Genomic DNA, 22,263 nt, shown 5'->3' with positions numbered 1-22,263 from the left:
GTTTCGTTTGAGTAACATTAATGCCAAGGCTCGCCGCGTCCGTGCGTTGGATTTACCGCGGCTGTGGATTTGTTACGATGTTAGAGGGTATTTTTCAGTGGCCCAGTCGCGAGGCGCTGTTATCGCATCTGATATTTTTCCATCAGGCGATAGAGGGTGACGCGGGAGACGCCGAGCATGCGGGCTGCCTTGGATACATTGTTGTGACTCAGTTCCAGGTTTTGCCGAATGGCCTGTGTTTCTGCCCGATTGCGTGCATCTTCCAGCGTGATTTGCTGACCGTTGTTGCAGACACTGTCGTCCAGCCCCAGGTCGGCCGGTGTCACCAGGCGGTTGTCGCTCATGACCATGGCACGGCGAATGCGGTTAATCAGTTCGCGCACATTGCCGGGCCATTCATAGGCATTGAGGGCGGACAGCGCTTGCTGGGTAAATCCACGGACATGGCAGCCCTGTTCGTTGCGAAATTTCTGAAAGAAAAACCGTGCCAGCAGTTCGATATCGCCGTTGCGCTCGCGCAGCGGCGGTACCTTTACCGTGAGCACATTAAGCCGATAGTACAGGTCCTCACGAAAGTCGCTGGCTGCAACGGCCTGCTCCAAATCGATATGGGTGGCGGCGATTACCCGTGCGTTAACACGGATACTATCGTTGCTGCCCAGGCGTTCCAGTGTCTGTTCCTGCAGAAATCGCAACAGGTGCACCTGCATGTCGAGCGGCAGGTCGCCGATTTCATCCAGAAAGACGGTGCCGTCGGCAGCGGCTTCAAGCCGCCCGATCTTGCGTTTGTAGGCACCGGTAAAGGCACCCTTTTCATAGCCGAAGAGTTCCGAGTGCACCAGGGTATCGGGCAGCGAACCGCAGTTGACGGCGACAAAGGGGCCCTTGCGGCGTGACGAGCGCTGGTGAATGGCGCGGGCAATGAGCTCCTTGCCGGTGCCGCTTTCACCTGTGATCAGCACCGGCGCCTCGGCCGTGGCGACCTTGCGGATCTGCTTGAATATTTCCATGATGGCGGGGCTGGCCCCCACCATGTGAAATTCATCCAGCAAGGATAGCTGCTTGTCTTCCAGCTTGCGCAGCCGGCTTATGCCATAGGCATGGCCCAGGGTGGCCTGCAGGTAGCTCTGGTTTGCATCCAGTGGCAGGGTGAAGTAATCGTAGAAATTTTCAAACAGCATGCGCCTGAAGGCGTGATCACGCATGACTTCGGGTGTCGTCAGGGCAATCCAGTTGGTGTACTGATCTTGATGAAAAAAGTCTTCTATTTCATCCCGATCATTGATGGAGGGCCAGTCGAGCTTGACCAGACCCACGTAGTAGTTGTGCTCACGCAGGGATTCGCGGGCATTGTCGATGTTGGTCACGCGCTCAAGCGTCCAGCCATTAAGGTTGAGATTCAGGCTGGAAGTGCGATTACCGTCGCAAATATCCAGAAACAGTGCCGTGCGGGCGACCGTGCCCTTTGCTGCAAGGTGTCGTCCCTGACCCTCTGTGACAGTTGATAGGGTCATCATTTTTCACAGGGTAAGTGAGTTATGTCGCGGGCTCAGTGCAATTCTGTTTCGCATTTGAAACAAGTATAGGATGGGCCACCTTGGGGTAACTGGAAATTGATGCATAGACATTAGGGATTGAATGTTTTCTTTTCATGTAGAGAGGCGATTGATGGCGTCTGTTCTGCATTTTTTTTGCGGCGGCAATTTTGGGCAGTGGCAGCCGGTAAAAGGTACAGGCAACATCTATAGTTACTCCATGTCAGGCCGGAATGGTAACGCGGATGTACAACAACTATTTTGGTTTGAGTGAGTCGCCGTTCTCGATAGCGCCCAATCCGCGTTATCTTTTTCTCAGTGAACAGTATCAGGAAGCGCTTGCCCATCTGCTCTACGGCATTGGTAGCAACGGCGGTTTTGTTCTGCTCACCGGAGAGGTCGGCACCGGCAAAACCACGGTGTGTCGGCGCCTGCTGGAGCAGATGCCGGAAAACACCGATGTCGCGATGATTCTGAACCCCAAGGCCAGTGTCGAGGAGTTGCTGGCGGCGCTTTGTGATGAACTGGGGATTGTCTATCCGCCGGGCGATCAGGTGCGCAGTAAAACCTATATCGACCTTATCAATCGTCATCTGCTCGATACCCATGCCCAGGGGCGCAGTACCGTACTGATTATCGACGAGGCGCAAAATCTGGGTGTCGTGCTGCTGGAACAGATTCGCCTGCTCACCAACCTTGAGACCAACGAATGCAAGCTGCTGCAGATTGTGCTGGTGGGCCAGCCGGAACTGCTGGAGCTGCTGGCCCGTCCGGAACTGCGCCAGCTGTCGCAGCGTATTACGGCTCGCTTTCACCTGGGTGCGCTGTCGCTGAAAGATCTGGAGGCCTATATCGTTCATCGTCTGGCGGTTGCGGGTCTGAACCGGCCGATCTTTCCCGCCGCAACGCTGAAACGCCTGTATCGACTCTCCGGCGGTATTCCGCGGGTGGTGAATATTCTCTGTGATAGAGCCTTGCTCGGCAGCTTCGTACAGCGGGACAACCGTGTCGAAGTGGCGACCCTGGTCAAGGCGTCCCGAGAGGTCTTCGGTGATGAGGCAGCGTTGCAGCTCTCGTCGAAAGACAGCTGGCGCTGGTTGCTGGCGCTTGTCGTTACTGCGGTGCTGGCTGCCTGGCTGGTGGGCTTTGCGGTGGCCGCCTGGGTCGCCGATGGCGCCAGGGTGTCGGTGTTCGAGCAGCCATTGCTGGAGCGGTTTTCGAGCTTCAGTCTGTTTGACTCGCCGCCCGGCGAGACCGCTGTTAGCGAGCTGAACGCCATGGCTGCTAACGCTGACAGCCAGGTTATGTCTAGACCTGCCTCAGTGGCAAAGGGGCCCGCAACGCAGCCCGGTTCATCGCTGATGGCAACAGCTGCTGCCGCCATGACATCAGAGTCTTCACCGAATATGCAGACGCTCGCCCAGCCCCTTTCCGATGCGCAGCCCGATGTGCAGCCGGCTGAACCGCTTACCGCACCCATTGCTGTGCCGCTTGCTGGACAGGAAGAGGGCGGAGCGCCGGATCGGGCATCGGCACAGGGCTTTCGCTGGCAGGCCCAGCCGGATGCGGATCTGGCGTTGGTACAGGCCTATCGGGCGCTCTTTGCGGCCTGGAAGCTGGATTATGACCCGCGTCAGAATCCGGTGGTATGCCGCTATGCCGAGACCCAGGGGCTGGGTTGCCTGGTGAGCGGCGGCGATCTGATTTCGCTGCAGCAACTTAATCGCCCGGCTGTGGTAAGCCTGAAAACCGATGCCGGGCTCGTGCACGCAACGGTGCTGGAGCTGAATGATGAGGCTGCGCGCCTGATAGTATCGGGCAAGGTCATGGATGTGCCCTATGATGAGTTGGAACGGCGCTGGCCCGGCAGTTATACGCTGCTGTGGCGTGTACCGGCGCAGTACCGCGTACCCCTATGGCCCGGTGCCAGTGGGGGCAGTGTGGAGTGGCTGAGTCAGCAAATGGCGCGCCTCAACGGCGGTGTTCAGCTGGTGGCCGCTGATCGCTATGACGAAAAGCTGGTGGAGCAGGTACGGCTGTTTCAGATGCGACAGGGCCTTAGCGTCGATGCCGTGGTGGGGCCCAAGACCGCGATTCATCTGAATACTCATACCCGCACGGACCTTCCCCTGCTTGAACCCAGGCGGGAGCGTTAGGCTCTGTTGATGTTTGCGAATGCGACCTGTTGTTCTGCAAAACGTCTCAGATAATGAAGTGGACGCCGCTCAGGGTGGTTCCCTGTGCAAGTTCGCTGAAGCCGTATGAGGCGTTTTGCAGAGCAACCCTGACGGGCCGGGGCTGTTTTCGCACAATACGGCGTTGCTCGTCGCTTATTTGGAACAACCAAACCGCGCAACTCGCGCCTTGCCTTGAGCGAAAACAGGCCCGGCAGGGCATATCCGCAAACGTCAACAGAGCCTAGCCATGTCCTATATCCTGGATGCACTGAAACAGTCTGAAGGCCAGCGCAAGCAGGATGCGCCACCCCAGGCGCAGCCCGCGCTGGCGTTCGCGACCCGCAAGGTCAAGCCCCGGCGTTCCGGTCGCTTGCCGCTGGCGATCGTACTGCTGGTCGGTGTGGCCGTGCTGGGCTGGTGGACCCTCGACAGAGGGGACAGCGCCGTGGGAACGGTTGCATCGCCGGTTGCAATGACTCCGGTACCTGCTGAAACGCCGGGTGTTTCAGGCGGCGCTGCCTCCACCAAAGCTGCGCCTGAAATGCACACAGGGGTTGCTGAAATGATAGTCGCGGCCATCGGCAACGATGATCTGAAGGGCGTGCGCATCCAGCTGCAAGAGCCTGCGGCTGCAGTCAGCCCGCGTTCCCGCTCGGGAACAGCCCGCCCGGACGCTGCCAGAGAGTCCGCGGATACAGGCCGCGCAGCGCAGAGCCAGCCAGGTGCAAGCGCGAGCATGCAGAACGATGTTGATCCCTACGCGGCTGTGCCATACCGGCGCCAGTTGCCGGTGGATGTACAGCGCAGCCTGCCGGAGCTGGCATTCAGTGTGCACATCTATTCAAAGGACCCCGCATCGCGCCGGGTCAAGATTGGCGAGCGCATGATGCGCGAAGGTCAGAGTATTACTGCGCAGGTGCGACTGGAGGAAATTATTCCCAAGGGCGTGATCCTCAGCTACGAGGATTACCGCTTTCGGATGAGCGCACTCTGAGGTCTTAACAGGCTATCGTATTAATCACAGATCGGTTTTCAGGTTCAGGCCGCAGTAACTCAGTCGGTAGAGTAGCTGATTCGTAATCAGCAAGCCGGAGGTTCGATTCCTCTCTGCGGCACCATTTCTGTTTTGCCAGTTCTTTCCACCGTTGCTGCATTCCACCTTGGGGAGTGCGGCTATTTCCGGAAGGTTTCGCTCAGCACCTCTATCAGCGCCCTCGCAGCGACGGACAGCTGGTGGTTGCTGCGGGTCAGAATGCCGACGCGGCGCGATATCGTGGGTTCGTCCAGGGATACGCAGCAGGCGCCGAGTTCCTGCATCTGCTGGCGGCACAGGGCGGGCACGGCGCTGACACCCAGGCCCGTTGCGACCATGCGGCCCACGGTGGCCAGCTGGTGTGCTTCGAAGGCCACACGCGGTGCCATACCCTGTTCGGCCAGCTGGCGCTCCATCAGCAGGCGCAGGCTCGATGGGCGCTGCAGGGTGATGAAGTCGTGCTGCAGCAGCTGCTGCCAGGGCAGCGGGTTGCGCTTCGCGTCCGGGTGACCTGGGGGCAGCACGGCAATGAATTCATCGCTGAACAGCGGGCGAAACAGCAGATCGTCGCTGGCGCCGGGGTCGAAAGTGACGCCAACCTCGACCCGATTCTGGCGCACCATGTCCACGACCTGTTCGGCGATGACATCGTGTACTTCAATATTGATGCGCGGATAGAGTTCGCGATAGCGCAGCAGGGCCTGGGGCAGCAGTGAACTGGCAAATGACGGCATGGCGGCAACGGCGATCTTGCCCAGCTGCAGGGCAAAACGCTGGTGCAGTTCTTCTTCTACATTGTCCCATTCGGCCATCAGGCGCTCGGCGATGGGCAGTAGCGCGTCGCCTTCGGGGGTTAGCGCGATGGTGCGGGTGGTACGGTTGAACAGGCGGCCGCCCAGGGACTCTTCCAGTTTCTTGATCGCCAGGCTCAGGGCCGGTTGCGACAGGTGGACGCGAACGCTGGCCTCTGCAAAGCTGAGGGTGCGGGCGACGGCGATAAAGGCACGCAGTTGCTTAATGGTCATGTTGTTAGCATCATCGGTACAGGACTATATGTTTAAAAAACAAATCAATAAATAAAAAATTCAAACTATATAAATATATAGAGTTGCTGCACAATTTCCAACCAGTGAGACGACAGCCGCACAGTGGCTAACAATAATCAGGAGTGGCGAGATGGCCGGTTTCGATAAAGTTGTAAATACCTATGAAGAGGCACTGGCGGGCCTCGAAAGCGGAATGACTGTGATTGCCGGCGGCTTTGGCCTGTGCGGTATTCCGGAAAACCTGATTGCGCGCATCAAGCAGATGGGCGTAAAGGATCTGACCGTTGTGTCGAACAACTGCGGCGTGGATGGCTTTGGTCTCGGCGTGCTGCTGGAAGACCGCCAGATTCGCAAGATGATCTCGTCCTATGTGGGTGAAAACGCCCTGTTTGAAAAGCAGCTGCTGGCCGGTGAGCTGGAAGTCGAACTGACGCCCCAGGGAACCCTGGCTGAGAAAATGCGCGCCGGCGGTGCCGGTATCCCGGCGTTCTTTACGGCCACGGGCTTTGGTACACCTGTTGCCGAAGGCAAGGAAGTACGCGAGTTCAATGGCCGCTCCTACATCATGGAAGAGTCGGTTACCGGTGATTTCGCCATCGTCAAAGGCTGGAAGGCGGACCGCTACGGCAACGTCATGTACCGCCACACCGCGCAGAACTTCAATCCCATGGCGGCGACGGCCGGCAAGATCACGGTGGTGGAAGTGGAAGAAATTGTTGAACCGGGCGAGCTGGAGCCCAGCCAGATACATACGCCGGGCATCTACGTTCAGCGCGTGATCAAGGGCACTTTCGAGAAGCGAATCGAACAGCGCACCCTGCGCCAGGCGTAAACGCCCAAGGTTTTCATCAATAACAAATTCAGTGAGCCCCAGGCCCCAGGCGGGTGGCTCCAGCGCAAGAGGCAGAACAATGGCACTTTCTCGCGAACAGATTGCAATGCGCGTAGCGCGCGAACTTCAAGATGGTTTCTACGTTAACCTGGGGATTGGCATCCCGACCCTGGTGGCCAACTATGTACCCGAAGGCATGGAAGTGATGCTGCAGTCCGAAAACGGTCTGCTGGGCATGGGCGCTTTTCCCACCGAGGACGAGCTGGATGCAGACATGATCAATGCCGGCAAGCAGACCGTGACCGCGATTGCTGGTGCCTCCATTTTCTCGTCGGCTGAATCCTTCGCCATGATCCGCGGCGGCCATGTTGACCTGACCGTACTGGGGGCCTTTGAAGTGGACGTGCAGGGCAACATTGCCTCCTGGATGATTCCTGGCAAGCTGATCAAGGGCATGGGCGGCGCCATGGATCTGGTGGCCGGTGCCGATAACATTATCGTGACCATGACCCACGCCTCCAAGCACGGCGAATCCAAGCTGCTGGACAGCTGCTCCCTGCCGCTGACCGGTGCCGGCTGTATCAAGAAAGTGCTGACGGATCTTGCCTGGCTGGAGATCGAAGATGGCGCTTTCATCCTGCGTGAGCGTGCGCCCGGCGTATCGGTTGAGGAAATTGTGTCCAAGACCGCTGGCAAGCTGATAGTGCCGGATCATGTACCTGAAATGACGTTTTAAGGGTTCTTCAACGTTTTACCCTTTGATGCTGTCGATCCCTTGGGCCCGGCTGGAGTTTCGACTCCCGCCGGGCTTTTTTTCGTCCGGGACGCGTGATTATCTTTACCGCGCGCAGCAGGCGCGGGGGGCGTTTTGCTGTAGAGTAGGGCGCCTGAGTGCCTGTGCCGTTTTTGGCGGCTCTTTATCGATATTGACTGACCGGATTGACGATGACGAACAACGATGTACTGAAAAAGCTGCGTATTGCTCTGGACCTTAAAGAAGCGGACCTGTTCGCGGTCTTTGCGCTCACCGAACACAGCGTCAACAAGGCTGAGCTGTCGGGTTATTTCCGCAAGCCAGGCCACAAGAACTACAAGGAATGCAGCGACGACGTGCTGGAAGCCTTTCTGGATGGTTACATCCTGTTCCGCCGCGGACCCAAGGATGCACCGGCGGACCTCGAAGCGGCAGACGCTGAGTAAGGCAGGTCCCAAGGGGCAGCAGGGCAAGAAGCCAGGCGTCACTTAGTCACTTGCTGCCAGAAAGTCGCTTTGGCGAGTGAGGCTAACCTTGCTTAGTTGTCCACCCAGACGACGCGCAACGGTTCGCCAAAGTCGTCGTAGATGACCTGTCGGCGCGGTGCGCGCGGGCGGGTTTTCTGTGCCGGCACCGCGGATTGCCTGCGGCGCGAGTCGATGGCAACCAGGACTTCAGGCACCGCAGTGCGGGTCTGTTTGGGCTGGCTGATACTGAACTGGTGCTTGTTGTAGGTACCGTTGGTCAGGCCGCTGGCGCCCTGTTCTACAGACGTAATGCGGCCGCCCTTTTGCAGGTAGTCAGCCATCTGCTTTTCCATTTCGTGGCGCAGGTCAGATTTTGTCGGGCGTTTAATCATCGGCATATTGTGCCTGAAAACTGGACGAAAAGTAACCGCCAGAATGCCAAACTCCACTGGGCCAGGGCTTGTGGCCCCGGTGCCTGCCGCAGTATCTGGCAGGGCTGTCTTCAGCCTTGCTGCCAGCGCACTTCCGTCATCAGCATGTAGCCTGCACCGTAGATGGTCTTGATGATGGCCGGGTTCTTCGGGTCGGCTTCGATCTTCTTGCGGATGCGCGACATGCGCACATCAATGCTTCGATCAAAGGGGTCGGCTCGATCGCCGAGCAACTGTTCGCGGGACAATATTTGTCGCGGTGCGCGCAGCAGCACATTGAGCAGCTGTGCCTCGGCGCTGCTCAGTACTTCCGAATGGCCTCGCTGATTGCTGAGCGTCAGGCTGGCGGGGTCGAAGGTCCAGCTGCCAAAGGCGGCGCGGCGCGGGCGGCTATCCGCTGCCGGGGCATCGATCTGCTCGAGCCTGCGCAGCAGGCTGTTGGCGCGGGCGACCAGTTCACGCGGCTCGAAGGGTTTGGTGATGTAGTCATCAGCGCCGAGCTCAAGTCCCATTACCCGGTCGGGCGTGCTGTCGCGCCCCGACAGTATCATGATGCCGACGCCCTGCAGCTCTCCGAGCTGGCGCACCAGCGCCATGCCATCCATGTCGGGCAGGCCCAGATCAATGATGCACAGATCTGGCCGGCGCTGGCGAATGGCCTGGGCGGCCTGGGCGCCGGTTCTGCAGATGCGGGTTTCATAGCCGAAGCGTTCCAGCTCCTCGCTGACCAGGGTACAGATATCGGCTTCGTCATCAACGATGTAAATCAGGCGGTTCTGTTTCACGGTGTTGGTGTGTCCTTTCTTATTATTAACTTTAGTTAAGTGTCGCAGGGGCCTGCGGCTGATTGTGTCTGCTTGGCGAGCGATTCGCGTCGCAGGGCGTCCTGCAGGGCGTCCTGCTCAAAGGGCTTGGGCAGCATGGTGAAAAAATAATCGCTGCTGTCACCGGGATCCTGTTCATAGCTGTAGCCGCTCATCAGCACTATGTGGCTGCACGGCTGCCTGTCATACAGCCGGCGGGCCAGCTCAAAGCCATTCAGGGAACCCGGCATGATGATGTCGCACAGCATTCCGTGGAGATTGTCCAGGGAGTCAATCAGCTGGCAGGCTTCGTCGGCATCCCGGGCTTCGATCACATTAAATGCCAGGCTGACCAGCTGTTCGCGCACGACCTGGCGCAGATCGGGGTTGTCTTCTACCAGCAGAATCAGTTTGCCGTGACTGTCATCGGGGCTCTGGGCCGGGGGGGCTGTGCTCTGCGTTGCCTGCAACTCTGGCATCGCCTGGGACGCCGGCAGCAGCAGCGAGATAACAGAGCCCTGATCGAGTGCGCTCTGGATCTGGATGTAGCCTCTGGACTGCTTGACGAAGCCGTACACCATGCTGAGCCCCAGGCCCGATCCTGCGCCGCCGGTTTTGGTGGTGAAGAAGGGCTCGAAGGCCAGGCTCGCAGCCTGGGATGAAAAGCCGTGGCCGGTGTCGCGCACGCGGATTTCGACGTAGTCGCCGGGTAGCACCGGTTCGTCACAGGTCAGGGGTTCACTGACATGGCGCCTGTTAATTTCAAAACTGAGGGTGCCGCCGTCCGGCATGGCGTCGCGGGCATTGAGGGCCAGGTTCACCAGGGCATCCTCCAGCTGGCCGGCGTCGACAAAGGGCCGCGGGGCATCGGGGGCGCATTGATACTCGATACTGATACCGTTGGGCAGCGGGCCTGCCAGCAGCTCGACCACCTCGGCAATCAGCCGGTCGAGGTCGACACTGGTGGGTTTGAGCGGTTGGCGGCGCGAGAATGCCAGTAACCGGCTGGTGATATCGGCGCCGCGGCGGGTGGCGCGGATCGCCGGATTGAGGTAACGCAGCAGTGTCTGGTTCAGCGCCGGGTTGTCGCGCATGGCGATCAGATTGCCGAGCAGGATCGACAGCAGGTTATTGAAGTCGTGGGCCAGGCCGCCGGCCAGCTGGCCCACCGCGCTCATGCGCTGGGCTTCGCCGAGGCGGCGTTCGGCCTCCTTCTCGGCAGTGACGTCCAGCGACAGGTTCAGCAGGCCATTGACCGCTTCATCGGAGGAGTGGAACGGGATCAGAATACGCTTGGTGATAATCTCCCGGTCTTCCTGTTGCAGGCGGTATTCGTAGACGGTCTTCTCGCCGGCCAGGGTGCGCTCGATCTGGTTATGGATGTCGGCATACATCTGATCGCCCAGGATTTCGGATGGATGCCGACCGACAATCTCCTCCTTGCTGCGATTGAAGACATCGGCGTAGCCCTGGTTGACGAAGACATAGCGCTGGCGGCTGTCGAGGTAGGCAATCTGCGCCGGCAGCGCATCGAGAATCAGGCGCTGACGTTCCTCATGCAGGCGCAGTTCCTGCTGTGCCTGCTGCATCGAGGCGACGGCACCGAGCAGCTGACTGTTGGTTTCCTCCAGGTCACGGGTACGGGCCTTAACCTTGGCATCGAGGGTGTGGATATTGCCCCTGAGCTGGTCGAGCATCTGGTCGAAGGTGCGGGCCAGCACTCCCAGCTCGTCGTCGCGCCGGATACCGCTCTTGGCGTCGAGCTCGCCGCGGCTGACCCGCTCGGCGGTTTCGGACAGGCGTCGCACCGGGCGGGTGATCCAGTGCACGAAGATGAAAGTCAGCACTATGGCGGCGAGCAGCGCCACGATCGCCATCGTCAGGATGCGGTCGGTGAGCACCTTGGAACTGCTCTTGAGCTCGTCGACATAGACCGATGAGCCGATATACCAGTCGAACCCGGGCAGGTAGCGCACCAGCGCCAGCTTGTCGTAGACGTAGTTGCCGGGATCCGATGGCTGGTCCCACTTGTAGAACAGTTCCCCGCCGGTATCGGCGACTTCCATCAGTTCGGTGGCGATGGAGCGTCCGGTCACCGGGTCGAGCAGGCCGAGGAAATTGGTACCGTCCAGATTCGGGTTCGGATGCACCAGCATGTTGCCGTCGCCGTCGAAAATGTACATGTAGCCGGTTTCGGCTAAGCGCAGTTCCAGCAGGCCGTTGCGCAGTTCCTGGATCGCGCTGGCGGTCTGGGCCTTTACCTCGGCGTCGATATCGTCGAGGTAGACGCCGGAGCCGATGACGAAGCCCCACTGCGGGAAATTCTTGACGTAGGAAAACTTGTCGATCGGTTCCCGCTCGCCCAGGCGATGCCACTTGTAGCGGTAGAAGCCTTCGCCCTCGCGGACCGCCATCTCGACGATCGGCGGGATGACGGGGTTGCCGTCACCGTCCTGCACGTCCGAGGCATCCTGGCCGTGCAGAGCCGGGTCCGGGTGGGACAGCAGCCTGGCGTTGTAGTCGGAGATCCAGATGTAATCGCCACGACCATAGCTGAAGTTGCGCAGGCCCTCGAACAGGCGGGCCCGGGCCTCTTCGGGGGATATATGCTGGCGGCTGGCCTGCGCGAGGCTTTCATCGATGTGCATGGCCGTCAGTGCAACCACGGCCTTCAGGCGTTGCTTGTGCGAATCCAGGGTGCGGCTGCGGTAGTCCTCCACGCTGACATACATCTGACTGGCCAGCTCGAAGACGTTGTTCAGCGTGGTGCGGCTGTTGTTGCGCTCGATCTCGAACACCTTCTGCTGAATCAGCGGCACCGAGTAGGAATAGAAGGCCACAAAGATCGCCGCAATGATCAGGGCAATCACGGTGAAGAAGCGACGGGTGAGTTTGGAGCCTGGCAGCATAAGGTGTTCCGCTCTGGAGTTGCCCTATCTTAACCAAGTTACCTAGGGAAATCCCTTATATTGCGACCAAAGAACCTGACGCCAGGGCGAGGCTGTTACATTTCGTTAGATTTGCGACAAACTCGCGCAATGGTCCTGACCTAGATTGAGTGCAACCGGGGGCTTTGGCCCCGATCCCGAATACAACAATAAGGCTGTGCAGGCTTCAGGTCTTGGCAGCGGGGACGTGTTGCATGAGTCAGGATCTTATTCTTGAAACGAAAAATCTCATCAAGGCATTCAAGGGTTTTACCGCCGTGGATGATGTCAATCTGCAGATCGAGCGTGGCGCCATCCATGCCCTGATCGGCCCCAACGGCGCCGGCAAGACGACAGTTTTCAACCTGTTGACCAAATACCTTACCCCCACCAGCGGTGCGCTCTTGTTCAACGGCAAGGATATTACCGCCCGCAAGTCAGCGGATATCGCCCGGCTTGGCATAGTGCGCTCGTTCCAGATATCGGCGGTGTTCCCTAATCTCAGCGTGCTGGAAAACGTGCGCGTGGCGCTGCAACGCAAGGAAGGCAACAGCTTTCATTTCTGGAAGCACGAGCGGGTGCTGAATCGTCTTAACGACAAGGCCCTGGCATTGCTGGATGACGTCGGCTTGAGCGAGTTCGCCCACAGCAAGACGCTGGATCTGCCCTATGGCCGCAAGCGGGCGCTGGAAATTGCCACTACCCTGGCGCTGGATCCGGAACTGATGCTGCTGGATGAGCCGACCCAGGGCATGGGTCACGAGGATGTTGAAGTGGTGGCCAATCTGATCAAGCGGGTGTCGGCCGGGCGCACCATTCTGATGGTGGAGCACAACCTGCATGTAGTCGCCAAGCTGGCCGATCGCATCACTGTTCTGCAGCGCGGCGCCATCCTGACCGAAGGCGACTATGCCTGCGTGTCGGCGGACCCCAGGGTCCGCGAAGCCTATCTGGGGGTTGCCGATGACGAGCCTGCGGCGCCCGTTGCAGCGGTTGGGGTTCATTCCAGTGTTATTGCAGGAGTCGGGGCATGAGCACTTCCGGGCGTGAAAAAATCCGTATCAGCGATCTGCATGCCTTCTATGGCGAGTCACATATTCTGCACGGCATCGATCTGAGTATTCATCAGGGCGAACTGGTGACGCTGCTGGGCCGCAACGGCTCGGGGCGCAGCACCACGCTGCGCGCGATCATGGGCATGGTGGGGCGGCGCAGCGGCAGCATCATGGTGAACGGCAGCGAAACCCTGAATCTGGCACCGCATCGTATTGCCCATCTGGGGCTGGGGTACTGCCCGGAAGAACGCGGCATTTTCTCGAGCCTGAATGTCGAGGAAAACCTGATGCTGCCCCCCGCGGTGCGCTCCGACGGCATGAGCGTGGAAGAGCTGTACGAGATGTTTCCCAACCTCTACGAGCGCCGCTTTAGCCAGGGCACTCGGTTGTCCGGCGGCGAACAGCAGATGCTGGCGCTGGCCCGTATTCTGCGCACCGGCGCCAATATCCTGCTGCTGGATGAGATTACCGAGGGGCTGGCACCGGTCATAGTGCAAAAGCTGGCCCAGGTGCTGCTCAAGCTCAAGGAACGGGGCCTGACCATCCTGCTGGTGGAGCAGAATTTCCGCTTCGCCGCCCCCATTGCCGACCGGCATTACGTCATGGAACACGGTCATATCGTCGAAGAAGTCCACGCCCATGAGCTGGAAGCCAAAACTGATCTGCTGAACACCTACCTGGGCGTCTAGGCCATGGATGGCCTTTGTGCGGAAAACGCAGGAGCAGTTTTCCGTCTAGGCCATGGATGGCTGCTCTTTAAAACAAGAGGGCGGAAAACGCAGGAGCAGTTTTCCGTCTAGGCCATCCCTGGTCTAGCAGCCTGCAAGTCGCGTAGGAGCCGCGCCTCGCGGCGAACCCATCCGGCACGGGGCCAATTCGCACCGCGGGAGTGACCTTTGGGTACGGCACTCCTGCGCAAGATATCACGCAACAACAAAAACAAATCTGGAGTGAACGAAATGAAAGCAATGAACAAGACTCTGCTGGCGGTAGCCGTAGCTGCGACCACGACCCTGGCCGGATTTGCTCAGGCGGGGCCTGTCAGCGATGACAAGGTCAAGATTGGCGTACTGGCCGATATGGGCGGTGTCTATGCCGATATCTGCGGTCCCGGCTGTGTGACCGCCGTTGAAATGGCGGTGGAAGACTTTGGCGGCACAGTGCTGGGCATGCCCATCGAGGTGGTCAGCGCCGATGATCAGCTCAAGCCGGACGTGGGATCTGCCAAGGTGCGCCAGTGGGTTGAAAATGAGCAGGTCGATGCCGTGGGCGGACTGGTATCGTCCGCCGTGGTGGGTGCGGCGACCAAGGTGCTGACCGACAACAAGAAGATCGCGCTGATTTCCACCGCCGCCTCCAACGCCTTTACCACCAGTGCCTGCTCGCCGTACAACGTGCACTGGACTTATAACGTGGCGGCGATGGCAAACGGCACCGTGAAGCCGATCGTGCAGTCGGGCAAGAAGAAGTGGTTCTTCATCACCGCTGACTATGCCTTTGGTCATGCGCTTGAGGGGGTTGCTACCGAAGTGATCGTCGAAAACGGCGGCGAAGTCGTCGGCGGCGTGCGCGCGCCGCTGGGTACCACGGACTTCTCGTCCTATGTACTGCAGGCGCAGGCCTCGGGCGCCGATGTGGTGGCGCTGGCCAATGCCGGCGGTGATACCGTTAACGCCCTGAAAACAGCGGCCGAATTCGGCCTGACCCAGACCGCCGATGTGGCCGGCCTGCTGGTCTTCACCCCCAATGCCCAGGCCATGGATCCCGCCACAGCAGGCGGCATGACGCTGACCACCGGCTTTTACTGGGACTACGATGATGCCACCCGCGCTTGGAGCAAGCGCTTCAAGGAGCGTCACGGCGCCATTCCCGCCATGGGCCATGCCGGTGCCTACTCCATGACCATGCATTATCTGAAGGCCATCGAAGCGGCCGGGACCGATGAGTCCGACGCCGTGATGGCGAAGATGAAGGAAATGAAGCCGGACGACTTCTTCGCCCGCAATGCCACCCTGCGTGCGGATGGACGCATGGTGCATGACATGTACTACGTGCAGATAAAAAAGGCTGATGAACGTCGCGACGCCGACGATATCTTCAAGGTGATCGACGTGATTCCGGGCGATACGGCCTTCGCGCCTATGCTGCCGGAATGCAACTTCGTCAAATCATGATAACAGGCCCCGCGCCGGATTCGTCCGGGGCGGGGCAGGCGTAAGCCGGGGTACCTTATGGCCACGTTTCTTGGCATTAATCTGTTCGGGCTCTTTGGTCAGCTGCTGGTGGGCCTGATCAATGGCTCCTTCTATGCATTGCTGAGCCTGGGGCTGGCGATTATTTTCGGTCTGCTGAAAATTATCAATTTCGCCCAGGGTGCAATGTACATGCTGGGCGCCTTCGCCGCCTGGATGGCGCTCAACTATCTGGGCATCAATTACTGGCTGGCACTGATCCTTGTGCCGCTGGCCGTGGGGGCCGCGGGCATTCTGATGGAACGGCTGCTGATCCGTCCCATTGCAAAGGAAGATCACCTCTACAGCCTGCTGCTCACCTTTGGCATCGCGCTGATGCTGCAGGGCATGTTTACCCATGTTTTCGGCTCATCCGGCATGGCCTACGCCATTCCCGAAGCGCTGCAGGGCGGTATCAAGCTGCCCTTCATGTACCTGCCGACCTACCGGGCCTGGATCGTTGTAGCCTCCATCCTGGTGTGCGGTGCCACCTGGTGGATGATCGAAAAGACCCGCCTGGGGGCCTATCTGCGCGCCGGCACCGAGAATGCCCAGCTGATGCAGGCCTTTGGCATCAACGTGCCGCTGATGGTCACCCTGACCTTCGGCTTTGGCGTGGGGCTGGCGGGTTTTGCCGGTGTGATGGCTGCGCCTGTGTATTCGGTGTCGCCGGACATGGGGTCCAACCTGCTGATTATTGTCTTTGCCATAGTCGTTATCGGTGGCATGGGCTCGATCGGCGGCGCCATTCTGACGGGCCTTGGCATGGGCATTGTGGAAGGTCTGACCAAATACTTTTACCCGGAGGCCTCCAGTACGGTGATCTTCCTGGTGATGGTTATCGTCTTGCTGCTCAAGCCTGCGGGCCTGTTCGGCAAGGAAGCCTGAGCCGGCATCGCGGAGGACGCGTCTATGAATACGTCAATCTTTACCCATTCAAAGTTGAACCTGGTGTTACTGCTGCTGGCACTGGTGGCACCCTTTGTGCTCTATCCGGTGTTTCTGATGAAGGTGCTGTGCTTTGCACTTTTCGCCTGCGCCTTTAACCTGCTGCTGGGCTTTGCCGGGCTCTTGTCTTTTGGGCATGCGGTGTTTCTGGGAACCGGGGGTTATGTCACCGGTTACCTGATGATCAACACCGGCATCACGCCGGAGCTGGGCATTCTGGCAGGCACTGTGGCGGCGGGCCTGATTGGCGCGCTCTACGGCAAGCTGGCGGTGCGCCGCGAAGGCATTTACTTCGCCATGGTGACCCTGGCGCTGGCTCAGCTGGCGTTCTTCTTCTACCTGCAGGCACCCTTTACCGGCGGGGAAGACGGTTTGCAAGGCGTGCCGCGCGGGCATCTGTTCGGCGTGATTGATCTGTCCGACAATCTGCAGATGTACTTCTTTGTGCTGGCCATCTTCCTGTTCGGTTTCTGGCTGATTCAGCGCACCGTGCACTCGCCCTTTGGTCAGGTGCTCAAGGCGATTCGTGAAAACGAGCCCCGCGCCATTTCCCTTGGCTACAATGTCAACGACTACAAGTGGGTGGCCTTTATTATCTCGGCGGCACTGGCAGGGCTGGCGGGGTCCACCAAGACGCTGGTGTTCCAGCTGGCATCCCTGACCGATGTGCACTGGCACATGTCCGGCGAAGTGGTATTGATGACACTGGTGGGGGGCATGGGAACCCTGTTCGGGCCCCTGGTGGGTGCGGCTGCTATCGTTACGATACAGAACTATCTGTCCGGCGGAGAGCTTGGGAATTATATCCATATCATTATGGGGGCGATTTTCGTGATCTGCGTACTGGCGTTTCGCAACGGCATTGTCGGACAGTTCCGCAAGGTGCTGAAGCAGAATTTCTGAGCCCGCCGGGGGCAGCCCCGGCGGCTATCATCTTTTCTTGCGGAGGTGTTCGCATGCAGGGACAAGAACAACAGCCATATGAACAGGGTCTTGAGCAGACGTCGGCCAACTACAGCCCGTTGACGCCCCTGAGCTTTCTTGAGCGCGCAGCCTTTATCTACCCCGACCGCACGGCGGTGGTACACGGCGCGCTGCGTCGCACCTGGAAGGACACTTATGAGCGCTGCCTGAAGCTGGCCAGTGCGTTGCGCCGGCGTGGCGTGCAGCCAGGGGACACGGTGGCGATTATCGCGCCGAACCTGCCAGAGCACTTTGAGGCGCACTTCGGTGTACCCATGAGCGGGGCCGTGCTCAATTCGATCAATACCCGGCTCGATGCCGAGGCCATCAGCTTTATCCTGCAGCATGCCGAGGCCAGGGTGCTGATCACCGAACGGGAGTTTTCCACTGTTGTGGCGCAGGCGCTGCAGGGCCTGTCTCATCCGCCGCTGGTGATCGATATCGATGATCCGAGCTGGCCGGACGGTGAACTCATCGGCGCACTGACCTATGAACAGCTGCTGGACGAGGGGGACGTCAGTGAGGCCTGGCGGGTGCCAGACAATGAGTGGCAGGCCATTTCGCTGAATTATACTTCCGGCACCACCGGAGACCCCAAGGGAGTGGTATACCACCATCGCGGCGCTTACCTGAATGCCGTCAGTAACCTGGTGTCCTGGAACATGGGGGACAGTCCGGTGTACCTGTGGACGCTGCCGATGTTTCACTGCAATGGCTGGTGCTTTCCCTGGACCCTGGCACTGGCGGCCGGCACTGCTGTGTGTCTGCGCCATGTACGGGCCGAGCCCATCTTTGATGCCATTCGTGCGGAGAAGGTCAATCACTTCTGTGGAGCACCCATCGTGCTCAATATGCTCAATGGCGCACCGGACTCGTTGAAGCAGGGCATTGACCATGAGGTCAAGGTCATGACCGCCGGGGCCGCGCCGCCGGCGGCGGTGATCCAGGGCATGGAGGAGCTGGGCTTCAAGGTCACCCATGTCTATGGCCTGACCGAAACCTACGGCCCGTCGGTCATCTGCGCCTGGCATGAGGGCTGGAATGAGCGCCCGCTGGCCGAGCAGGCGCGCCTGAAGTCACGTCAGGGCGTGCGTGCTCCCATGCTGGACGGGCTTATGGTGGCGGACCCGCAGACGCTGCAACCGGTGCCAATGGATGGTCAGACCATCGGCGAGATCATGATGCGCGGCAATCTGGTGATGAAGGGCTATCTGAAAAATCCCGCCACCACCCGGGAGAGCCTGGCCGGCGGCTGGTTTCATTCCGGCGACCTGGCTGTGTGGCATCCGGATGGCTATATCGAGATCAAGGATCGCTCCAAGGATGTGATCATCTCGGGCGGTGAGAACATCTCCAGCATCGAGGTGGAGGATGTCTTGTACCGTCACCCTGCTGTTGCCGAAGCTGCCGTGGTGGCGCGCCCGGACGAGAAGTGGGGTGAAACGCCCTGCGCCTTCGTGTCACTCAAGGCCGGTGCTGTCGTGTCACAGGATGAGATAGTGGCGTTCTGCCGCGAGCATATGGCGCGCTTCAAGGTGCCGAAAAGCGTGGTTTTTTGCGAACTGCCTAAAACATCGACCGGCAAAATTCAGAAATTCGTGCTGCGGGCGCAGGCCAAAGCGTTGTAGTAACAGCAGTTTTGAATCCAGTACTCTGAGTGCTTTCCGGGCTTCCTGCGGGAGGCCTTTTTTGTGCCTGCCGTTTGAAAAGCAACCGGGATGGGGGTATCGGATTGCGGCAGGGGAGGCTGCCAAAGCCGCGATAAAAGGCTCAGATTTTGTTTATCATAAGTGATCAGGTGTTTTCGTGAGGTCACTCAGTGAAGTTCAATTGTGATATGGGTGAGAGTTTTGGCAGCTGGGCCAAGGGTAACGATGAGGCGGTCATGCCCTTTGTGGACATGGCCAATATCGCCTGCGGCATGCACGCGTCCGACCCGACGACGATGGCGCGTACCGTGCAGCTGGCCTGTCGCTTTGACGTCAGCATAGGCGCGCACCCGGGCTACCCGGACCTGCTGGGATTTGGGCGGCGGGAATTGACGCTGGAGGCCGAGGAACTGGAGGCCTGTGTGCTGTACCAGATAGGCGCACTGGATGGGATCTGCCGCGCCCAGGGGCGCCGTGTCGAGTATGTTAAACCCCATGGCGCGCTCTACAACCGGATGATGCGCGACCAGGCAACTCTGGACAGCATGATCGCGGCTGTGCGGCGCTACGATGCCGGTCTGCCGTTGGTTGTGCTGGGGGCGGGCGAAAGTGCCAATGCTGCGTTGCGCGAGCGGGCGGCGGGCCAGGGGGTGGAGCTCTGGTTCGAGGCCTTTGCGGATCGCGCCTATGATGCCCGCGGGCGACTGGTGCCGCGTTCTGAGCCCGGTGCCGTACATACCGATGTCGACCGGGTGTTGCGTCAGGTGAAGGAGATCGCAGAGCAGGGGCAGGTGAGCACCCTGGATGGCGGCACCATCCCGTTGCAGGCCGATACCCTCTGCCTGCATGGTGACAACGAGCAGTTGCTTGCCGCGGTCGGGCGCATACGCGCGGCCCTGTCGTAATGCGGATCGAACCCGTCGGCGAGTCTGGCTGCATGCTGTACCTGGGCGAGCAGATCGAGCCTGCTGTCTGTGCCAGGGTCTGTTGTGCCGCCGAGCTGATTCGGCGGCGTCTGGCGCCCTATATCACCGATCTGGTGCCATCCTACGCCAGTATTTTTATAAGCCTGGATCTGTCCCGCGGTGGAGTGATGGCATTTTGCGCGTTGCTGCGCGACGCGCTGCATGACCTGGACAGCGTTGCGTCTGAGAGCCTGGTCAGCGGCGACGTTATGTCTGTCGGCGTATATTACGGCCCCGAGGTGGCACCGGATATGGATGAGGTAATGCAGCTTGCAGGGTTGTCCAGCGAAGAGGTTATCGCCCTGCACTGCGGCCAGGAGTATCTGGTGTATGCCATCGGTTTCAGTCCCGGCTTCTGCTTTATGGGTAATACGGATGCGCGCCTGAAGGTGCCGCGCAAGGCGTCGCCCCGCACCCGGGTACCGGCCGGCAGTGTGGCGCTGGCGGATCGCCAGACCGCGGTATATCCCTGCGTATCGCCGGGTGGCTGGCAGATTATCGGGCGCACGGCGGTGGATATGCTGGCGCTGTGTCAGCGCAGTGAGAGCCCGCTGCAGGTCGGTAGCCGGCTGCGGTTCGAGCCGGTAAGCCTTGAATGCTTTGTACAGGCCGGAGGCCGGGTCTGATGACATTCGAGGTTATCAAGCCCGGTTTCCTGACGCTGCTGCAGGACTATGGCCGCTACGGCATGCAGCATCTTGGCATGGCCACCGGTGGGCCGCTGGATGAGCATGCCTTTCTCTGGGCCAATCGTCTGCTGGATAATCATTACAACTGTGCGGCGCTGGAGATTACCCTGGGGCCGGTGCGCCTGCGCGCGCTCCAGGCCGTCCAGATCGCCATTGCCGGGGCTGATTTTGCGGCCCGTATCAATCAGCAGCCGATTGAGCCCTGGCGCAGTTACTGGATCGAGGCCGGAGATGAGTTGAGTTTTGCCGCGGCGCGCTGCGGAGTGCGGGCCTACCTGGCGGTCGGCGGCGGTTTCGAGGCAAAGCTGCAGCACGGCAGCTGTGCCACTGTGATGCGTGAGCGCTGTGGTGGCCTGCAGGGTGACGGGCGGCGTCTGGAGGCGGGTGATCGGCTTGAATGCCGCCCGGCGTCACCTGGACAGACGCAGCAGGTGCCGCCGCGCTATGTACCCGATTACGGCGCGCCGCTGCGTCTGCGGTTGCTGCCGTCTTATCAGTACGATCAGTTCGATGCGGCTCAAGTCAGGCGTTTTTTCAGTAGCGACTATCAGGTATCGCCGCACAGCGATCGCATGGGTTATCGGCTGTCGGGGCCTGAAATCCGCGCGAGTCTGGACGGTATCATTTCCGAGGGCATTGCCTATGGCGCTGTTCAGGTACCGGGGGATGGTCAGCCCATAGTGCTGCTGCGGGATCGCCAGACCATCGGTGGCTATCCGAAAATTGGCTGTGTCGCGTCACTTGATGCCGCGCAGCTGGCCCAGCGCGGGCCGGGCGCGGTGATTCGATTTACGCCTGGCGATTTTGCAGAGGTTGAAACCGAGCGTCTGGACTTTAACCGGTTTTTTGGCATAGGTGTGTCCCGGCGGTGACGGAAAATCAGTCGCGGGGGCTTTGGCGCTAGTGCTATCTTAGGCGCCCGGGTGCTAATCCCGGCAAGCATGTTGAGGCCGCAAGGCCTTGCGCATTTATTTCAGTGTCAGTAAGGACTCGGCAGATGTCAGAAAACGAATTCAGAACGGTCAAGGCATCCCAGCAGGTGCTCAAGGAACTGATGGTGCCTTCCTATGCAAACTTCGGTGGCAAGGTGCACGGCGGTATCATCCTGTCGCTGATGGACAAGATTGCCTACACCTGTGCTGCGACCCATGCGCGTTGTTATTGCGTTACGGCGTCGATCGATTCGGTGGATTTTCTTAACCCGGTGGAAGTGGGGGAGCTGCTGACGCTCTATGCGTCAGTCAATTATGTCGGGAAATCGTCAATGGAAATCGGCATCAAGGTCGTGTCGGAGGACTTTCACAAGGGCATCGTGAAGCCAACCAATACCTCCTACTTCACCATGGTGGCGGTGGATGAGGAAACTCGCCTGCCGGTGCAGGTGCCGGGCCTGGTGCTCGAGGATGATGTTGAGATCAAGCGCTTCATGGAAGGGATTACGCGGCGCAAGTTCAAGCGCACCTACAAGGACGAGCTGCGCCAGGCTCGCCGGGCGCTGGATGTGGAAATCGATCTGGGGCGCCTTGAAGGGGAGAACTGTCGCCTGCAGCGCTAACAGGCTGTTGAAGGCCTTTCTTGGGGTTTAGAGGTTGGGGTTAAGAAGCTTGGCGTTGAGTGGCTTGGCTAGAGGATGACGGCACTTTGTGAGGCGTTTCCCGGAATCGTCTCGGCGGCGCAAGCTCCAGCGGCTACCCCAATACCCGGGACGAGCTGCGCCAGGCTCGCCGGGCGCTGGATGTGGAAATCGATCTGGGGCGC

The 22,263-nt window shown here is 59.7% G+C and carries 20 protein-coding genes and 1 tRNA gene; 16 read left to right on the top strand and 5 right to left on the bottom strand.

Translation table 11 applies throughout. The features are described 5' to 3' along the window. Nucleotides 1–119: 119 nt before the first annotated feature. Complete coding sequence (locus MRS74_RS06620; RefSeq protein WP_254579489.1) at nucleotides 120–1,514, bottom strand: sigma-54 dependent transcriptional regulator; 1,395 nt, start codon at nucleotides 1,512–1,514, stop codon at nucleotides 120–122. Nucleotides 1,515–1,780: 266 nt separating this feature from the next. On the opposite strand from MRS74_RS06620, the gene MRS74_RS06615 reads away from it, so the two are divergent. The 3 genes from MRS74_RS06615 to MRS74_RS06605 all read left to right on the top strand — a co-directional run bounded on the left by MRS74_RS06615 (nucleotide 1,781) and on the right by MRS74_RS06605 (nucleotide 4,830). Beyond that, on the top strand, nucleotides 1,781–3,691 hold the full coding sequence (locus tag MRS74_RS06615) for an AAA family ATPase (protein ID WP_254579488.1): 1,911 nt from the start codon (nucleotides 1,781–1,783) through the stop codon (nucleotides 3,689–3,691). 268 nt (nucleotides 3,692–3,959) lie between these two features. Then, nucleotides 3,960–4,706 (top strand): general secretion pathway protein GspB, encoded by a 747-nt coding sequence (locus MRS74_RS06610; protein ID WP_254579487.1) that lies wholly within the window; start codon nucleotides 3,960–3,962, stop codon nucleotides 4,704–4,706. A 48-nt stretch (nucleotides 4,707–4,754) separates the two neighbouring features. Continuing rightward, nucleotides 4,755–4,830: transfer RNA gene (locus MRS74_RS06605), tRNA-Thr, on the top strand. 55 nt (nucleotides 4,831–4,885) lie between these two features. Here MRS74_RS06605 and MRS74_RS06600 read toward each other — a convergent pair. Then, complete coding sequence (locus MRS74_RS06600) at nucleotides 4,886–5,770, bottom strand: LysR family transcriptional regulator (RefSeq protein ID WP_254579486.1); 885 nt, start codon at nucleotides 5,768–5,770, stop codon at nucleotides 4,886–4,888. A 151-nt stretch (nucleotides 5,771–5,921) separates the two neighbouring features. Here MRS74_RS06600 and MRS74_RS06595 point away from each other — a divergent pair, with 151 nt between their 5' ends. The 3 genes from MRS74_RS06595 (at nucleotide 5,922) to MRS74_RS06585 (ending at nucleotide 7,823) form a co-directional block, all read left to right on the top strand. Beyond that, nucleotides 5,922–6,623 (top strand): CoA transferase subunit A, encoded by a 702-nt coding sequence (locus MRS74_RS06595; protein WP_254579485.1) that lies wholly within the window; start codon nucleotides 5,922–5,924, stop codon nucleotides 6,621–6,623. 79 nt (nucleotides 6,624–6,702) lie between these two features. Further along, nucleotides 6,703–7,359: a CoA transferase subunit B gene (locus MRS74_RS06590; protein WP_254579484.1), complete on the top strand. Its 657-nt coding sequence runs from the start codon at nucleotides 6,703–6,705 to the stop codon at nucleotides 7,357–7,359. A gap of 209 nt (nucleotides 7,360–7,568) precedes the next feature. Continuing rightward, nucleotides 7,569–7,823, top strand: coding sequence for a DUF1456 family protein (locus tag MRS74_RS06585; protein WP_254579483.1), 255 nt, complete (start codon nucleotides 7,569–7,571; stop codon nucleotides 7,821–7,823). Between the two features lie 92 nt (nucleotides 7,824–7,915). On the opposite strand, the gene MRS74_RS06580 is transcribed toward MRS74_RS06585, so the two are convergent. The 3 genes from MRS74_RS06580 to MRS74_RS06570 all read right to left on the bottom strand — a co-directional run bounded on the left by MRS74_RS06580 (nucleotide 7,916) and on the right by MRS74_RS06570 (nucleotide 11,987). Then, a complete protein-coding gene (locus tag MRS74_RS06580) occupies nucleotides 7,916–8,236 on the bottom strand; it encodes a hypothetical protein (RefSeq protein WP_368671254.1) in 321 nt (106 codons plus the stop codon). Nucleotides 8,237–8,346: 110 nt separating this feature from the next. Beyond that, entirely contained in the window at nucleotides 8,347–9,060 is a 714-nt protein-coding gene (locus MRS74_RS06575; RefSeq protein ID WP_254579481.1) for a response regulator transcription factor, read from the bottom strand. Nucleotides 9,061–9,095: 35 nt separating this feature from the next. Then, the gene (locus MRS74_RS06570; RefSeq protein ID WP_254579480.1) at nucleotides 9,096–11,987 is read right to left on the bottom strand and encodes a cache domain-containing protein; all 2,892 of its coding nucleotides are present in this window, start codon (nucleotides 11,985–11,987) and stop codon (nucleotides 9,096–9,098) included. A gap of 233 nt (nucleotides 11,988–12,220) precedes the next feature. On the opposite strand from MRS74_RS06570, the gene MRS74_RS06565 reads away from it, so the two are divergent. The 10 genes from MRS74_RS06565 to MRS74_RS06520 all read left to right on the top strand — a co-directional run bounded on the left by MRS74_RS06565 (nucleotide 12,221) and on the right by MRS74_RS06520 (nucleotide 22,060). Then, on the top strand, nucleotides 12,221–13,039 hold the full coding sequence (locus MRS74_RS06565; protein ID WP_254579479.1) for an ABC transporter ATP-binding protein: 819 nt from the start codon (nucleotides 12,221–12,223) through the stop codon (nucleotides 13,037–13,039). Continuing rightward, nucleotides 13,036–13,749, top strand: a complete 714-nt coding sequence (locus MRS74_RS06560; RefSeq protein WP_254579478.1) for an ABC transporter ATP-binding protein — start codon at nucleotides 13,036–13,038, stop codon at nucleotides 13,747–13,749. The genes MRS74_RS06565 and MRS74_RS06560 overlap by 4 nt, the downstream gene beginning before the upstream one ends. 270 nt (nucleotides 13,750–14,019) lie before the next feature. Then, on the top strand, nucleotides 14,020–15,234 hold the full coding sequence (locus MRS74_RS06555) for an ABC transporter substrate-binding protein (RefSeq protein WP_254579477.1): 1,215 nt from the start codon (nucleotides 14,020–14,022) through the stop codon (nucleotides 15,232–15,234). A gap of 57 nt (nucleotides 15,235–15,291) precedes the next feature. Continuing rightward, entirely contained in the window at nucleotides 15,292–16,179 is an 888-nt protein-coding gene (locus MRS74_RS06550) for a branched-chain amino acid ABC transporter permease (RefSeq protein WP_254579476.1), read from the top strand. Between the two features lie 24 nt (nucleotides 16,180–16,203). Continuing rightward, nucleotides 16,204–17,142, top strand: coding sequence for a branched-chain amino acid ABC transporter permease (locus tag MRS74_RS06545; RefSeq protein ID WP_067384384.1), 939 nt, complete (start codon nucleotides 16,204–16,206; stop codon nucleotides 17,140–17,142). Nucleotides 17,143–17,195: 53 nt separating this feature from the next. Then, the gene (locus tag MRS74_RS06540) at nucleotides 17,196–18,830 is read left to right on the top strand and encodes an acyl-CoA synthetase (protein WP_254579475.1); all 1,635 of its coding nucleotides are present in this window, start codon (nucleotides 17,196–17,198) and stop codon (nucleotides 18,828–18,830) included. A gap of 191 nt (nucleotides 18,831–19,021) precedes the next feature. Further along, nucleotides 19,022–19,756 (top strand): 5-oxoprolinase subunit PxpA, encoded by a 735-nt coding sequence (locus MRS74_RS06535; RefSeq protein WP_254579474.1) that lies wholly within the window; start codon nucleotides 19,022–19,024, stop codon nucleotides 19,754–19,756. Next, nucleotides 19,756–20,442 carry a 5-oxoprolinase subunit B family protein gene (locus MRS74_RS06530; RefSeq protein WP_254579473.1) on the top strand — a complete coding sequence of 229 codons (687 nt, stop codon included), beginning with the start codon at nucleotides 19,756–19,758 and terminating at the stop codon, nucleotides 20,440–20,442. Before MRS74_RS06535 ends, MRS74_RS06530 begins: the two co-directional genes overlap by 1 nt. Beyond that, the gene (locus MRS74_RS06525) at nucleotides 20,442–21,377 is read left to right on the top strand and encodes a 5-oxoprolinase subunit C family protein (protein ID WP_254579472.1); all 936 of its coding nucleotides are present in this window, start codon (nucleotides 20,442–20,444) and stop codon (nucleotides 21,375–21,377) included. Before MRS74_RS06530 ends, MRS74_RS06525 begins: the two co-directional genes overlap by 1 nt. Nucleotides 21,378–21,502: 125 nt before the next feature. Next, on the top strand, nucleotides 21,503–22,060 hold the full coding sequence (locus MRS74_RS06520) for an acyl-CoA thioesterase (protein WP_254579471.1): 558 nt from the start codon (nucleotides 21,503–21,505) through the stop codon (nucleotides 22,058–22,060). The last annotated feature ends 203 nt before the right edge of the window (nucleotides 22,061–22,263 follow it).

The organism is Marinobacterium sedimentorum (genome assembly GCF_024267675.1).
Classification (GTDB): Bacteria; Pseudomonadota; Gammaproteobacteria; order Pseudomonadales; family Balneatricaceae; genus Marinobacterium_A; species Marinobacterium_A sedimentorum.
The sequence above is the reverse complement of the archived record's forward strand: the minus strand, read 5'-3'. Positions and strand labels throughout refer to the sequence as shown.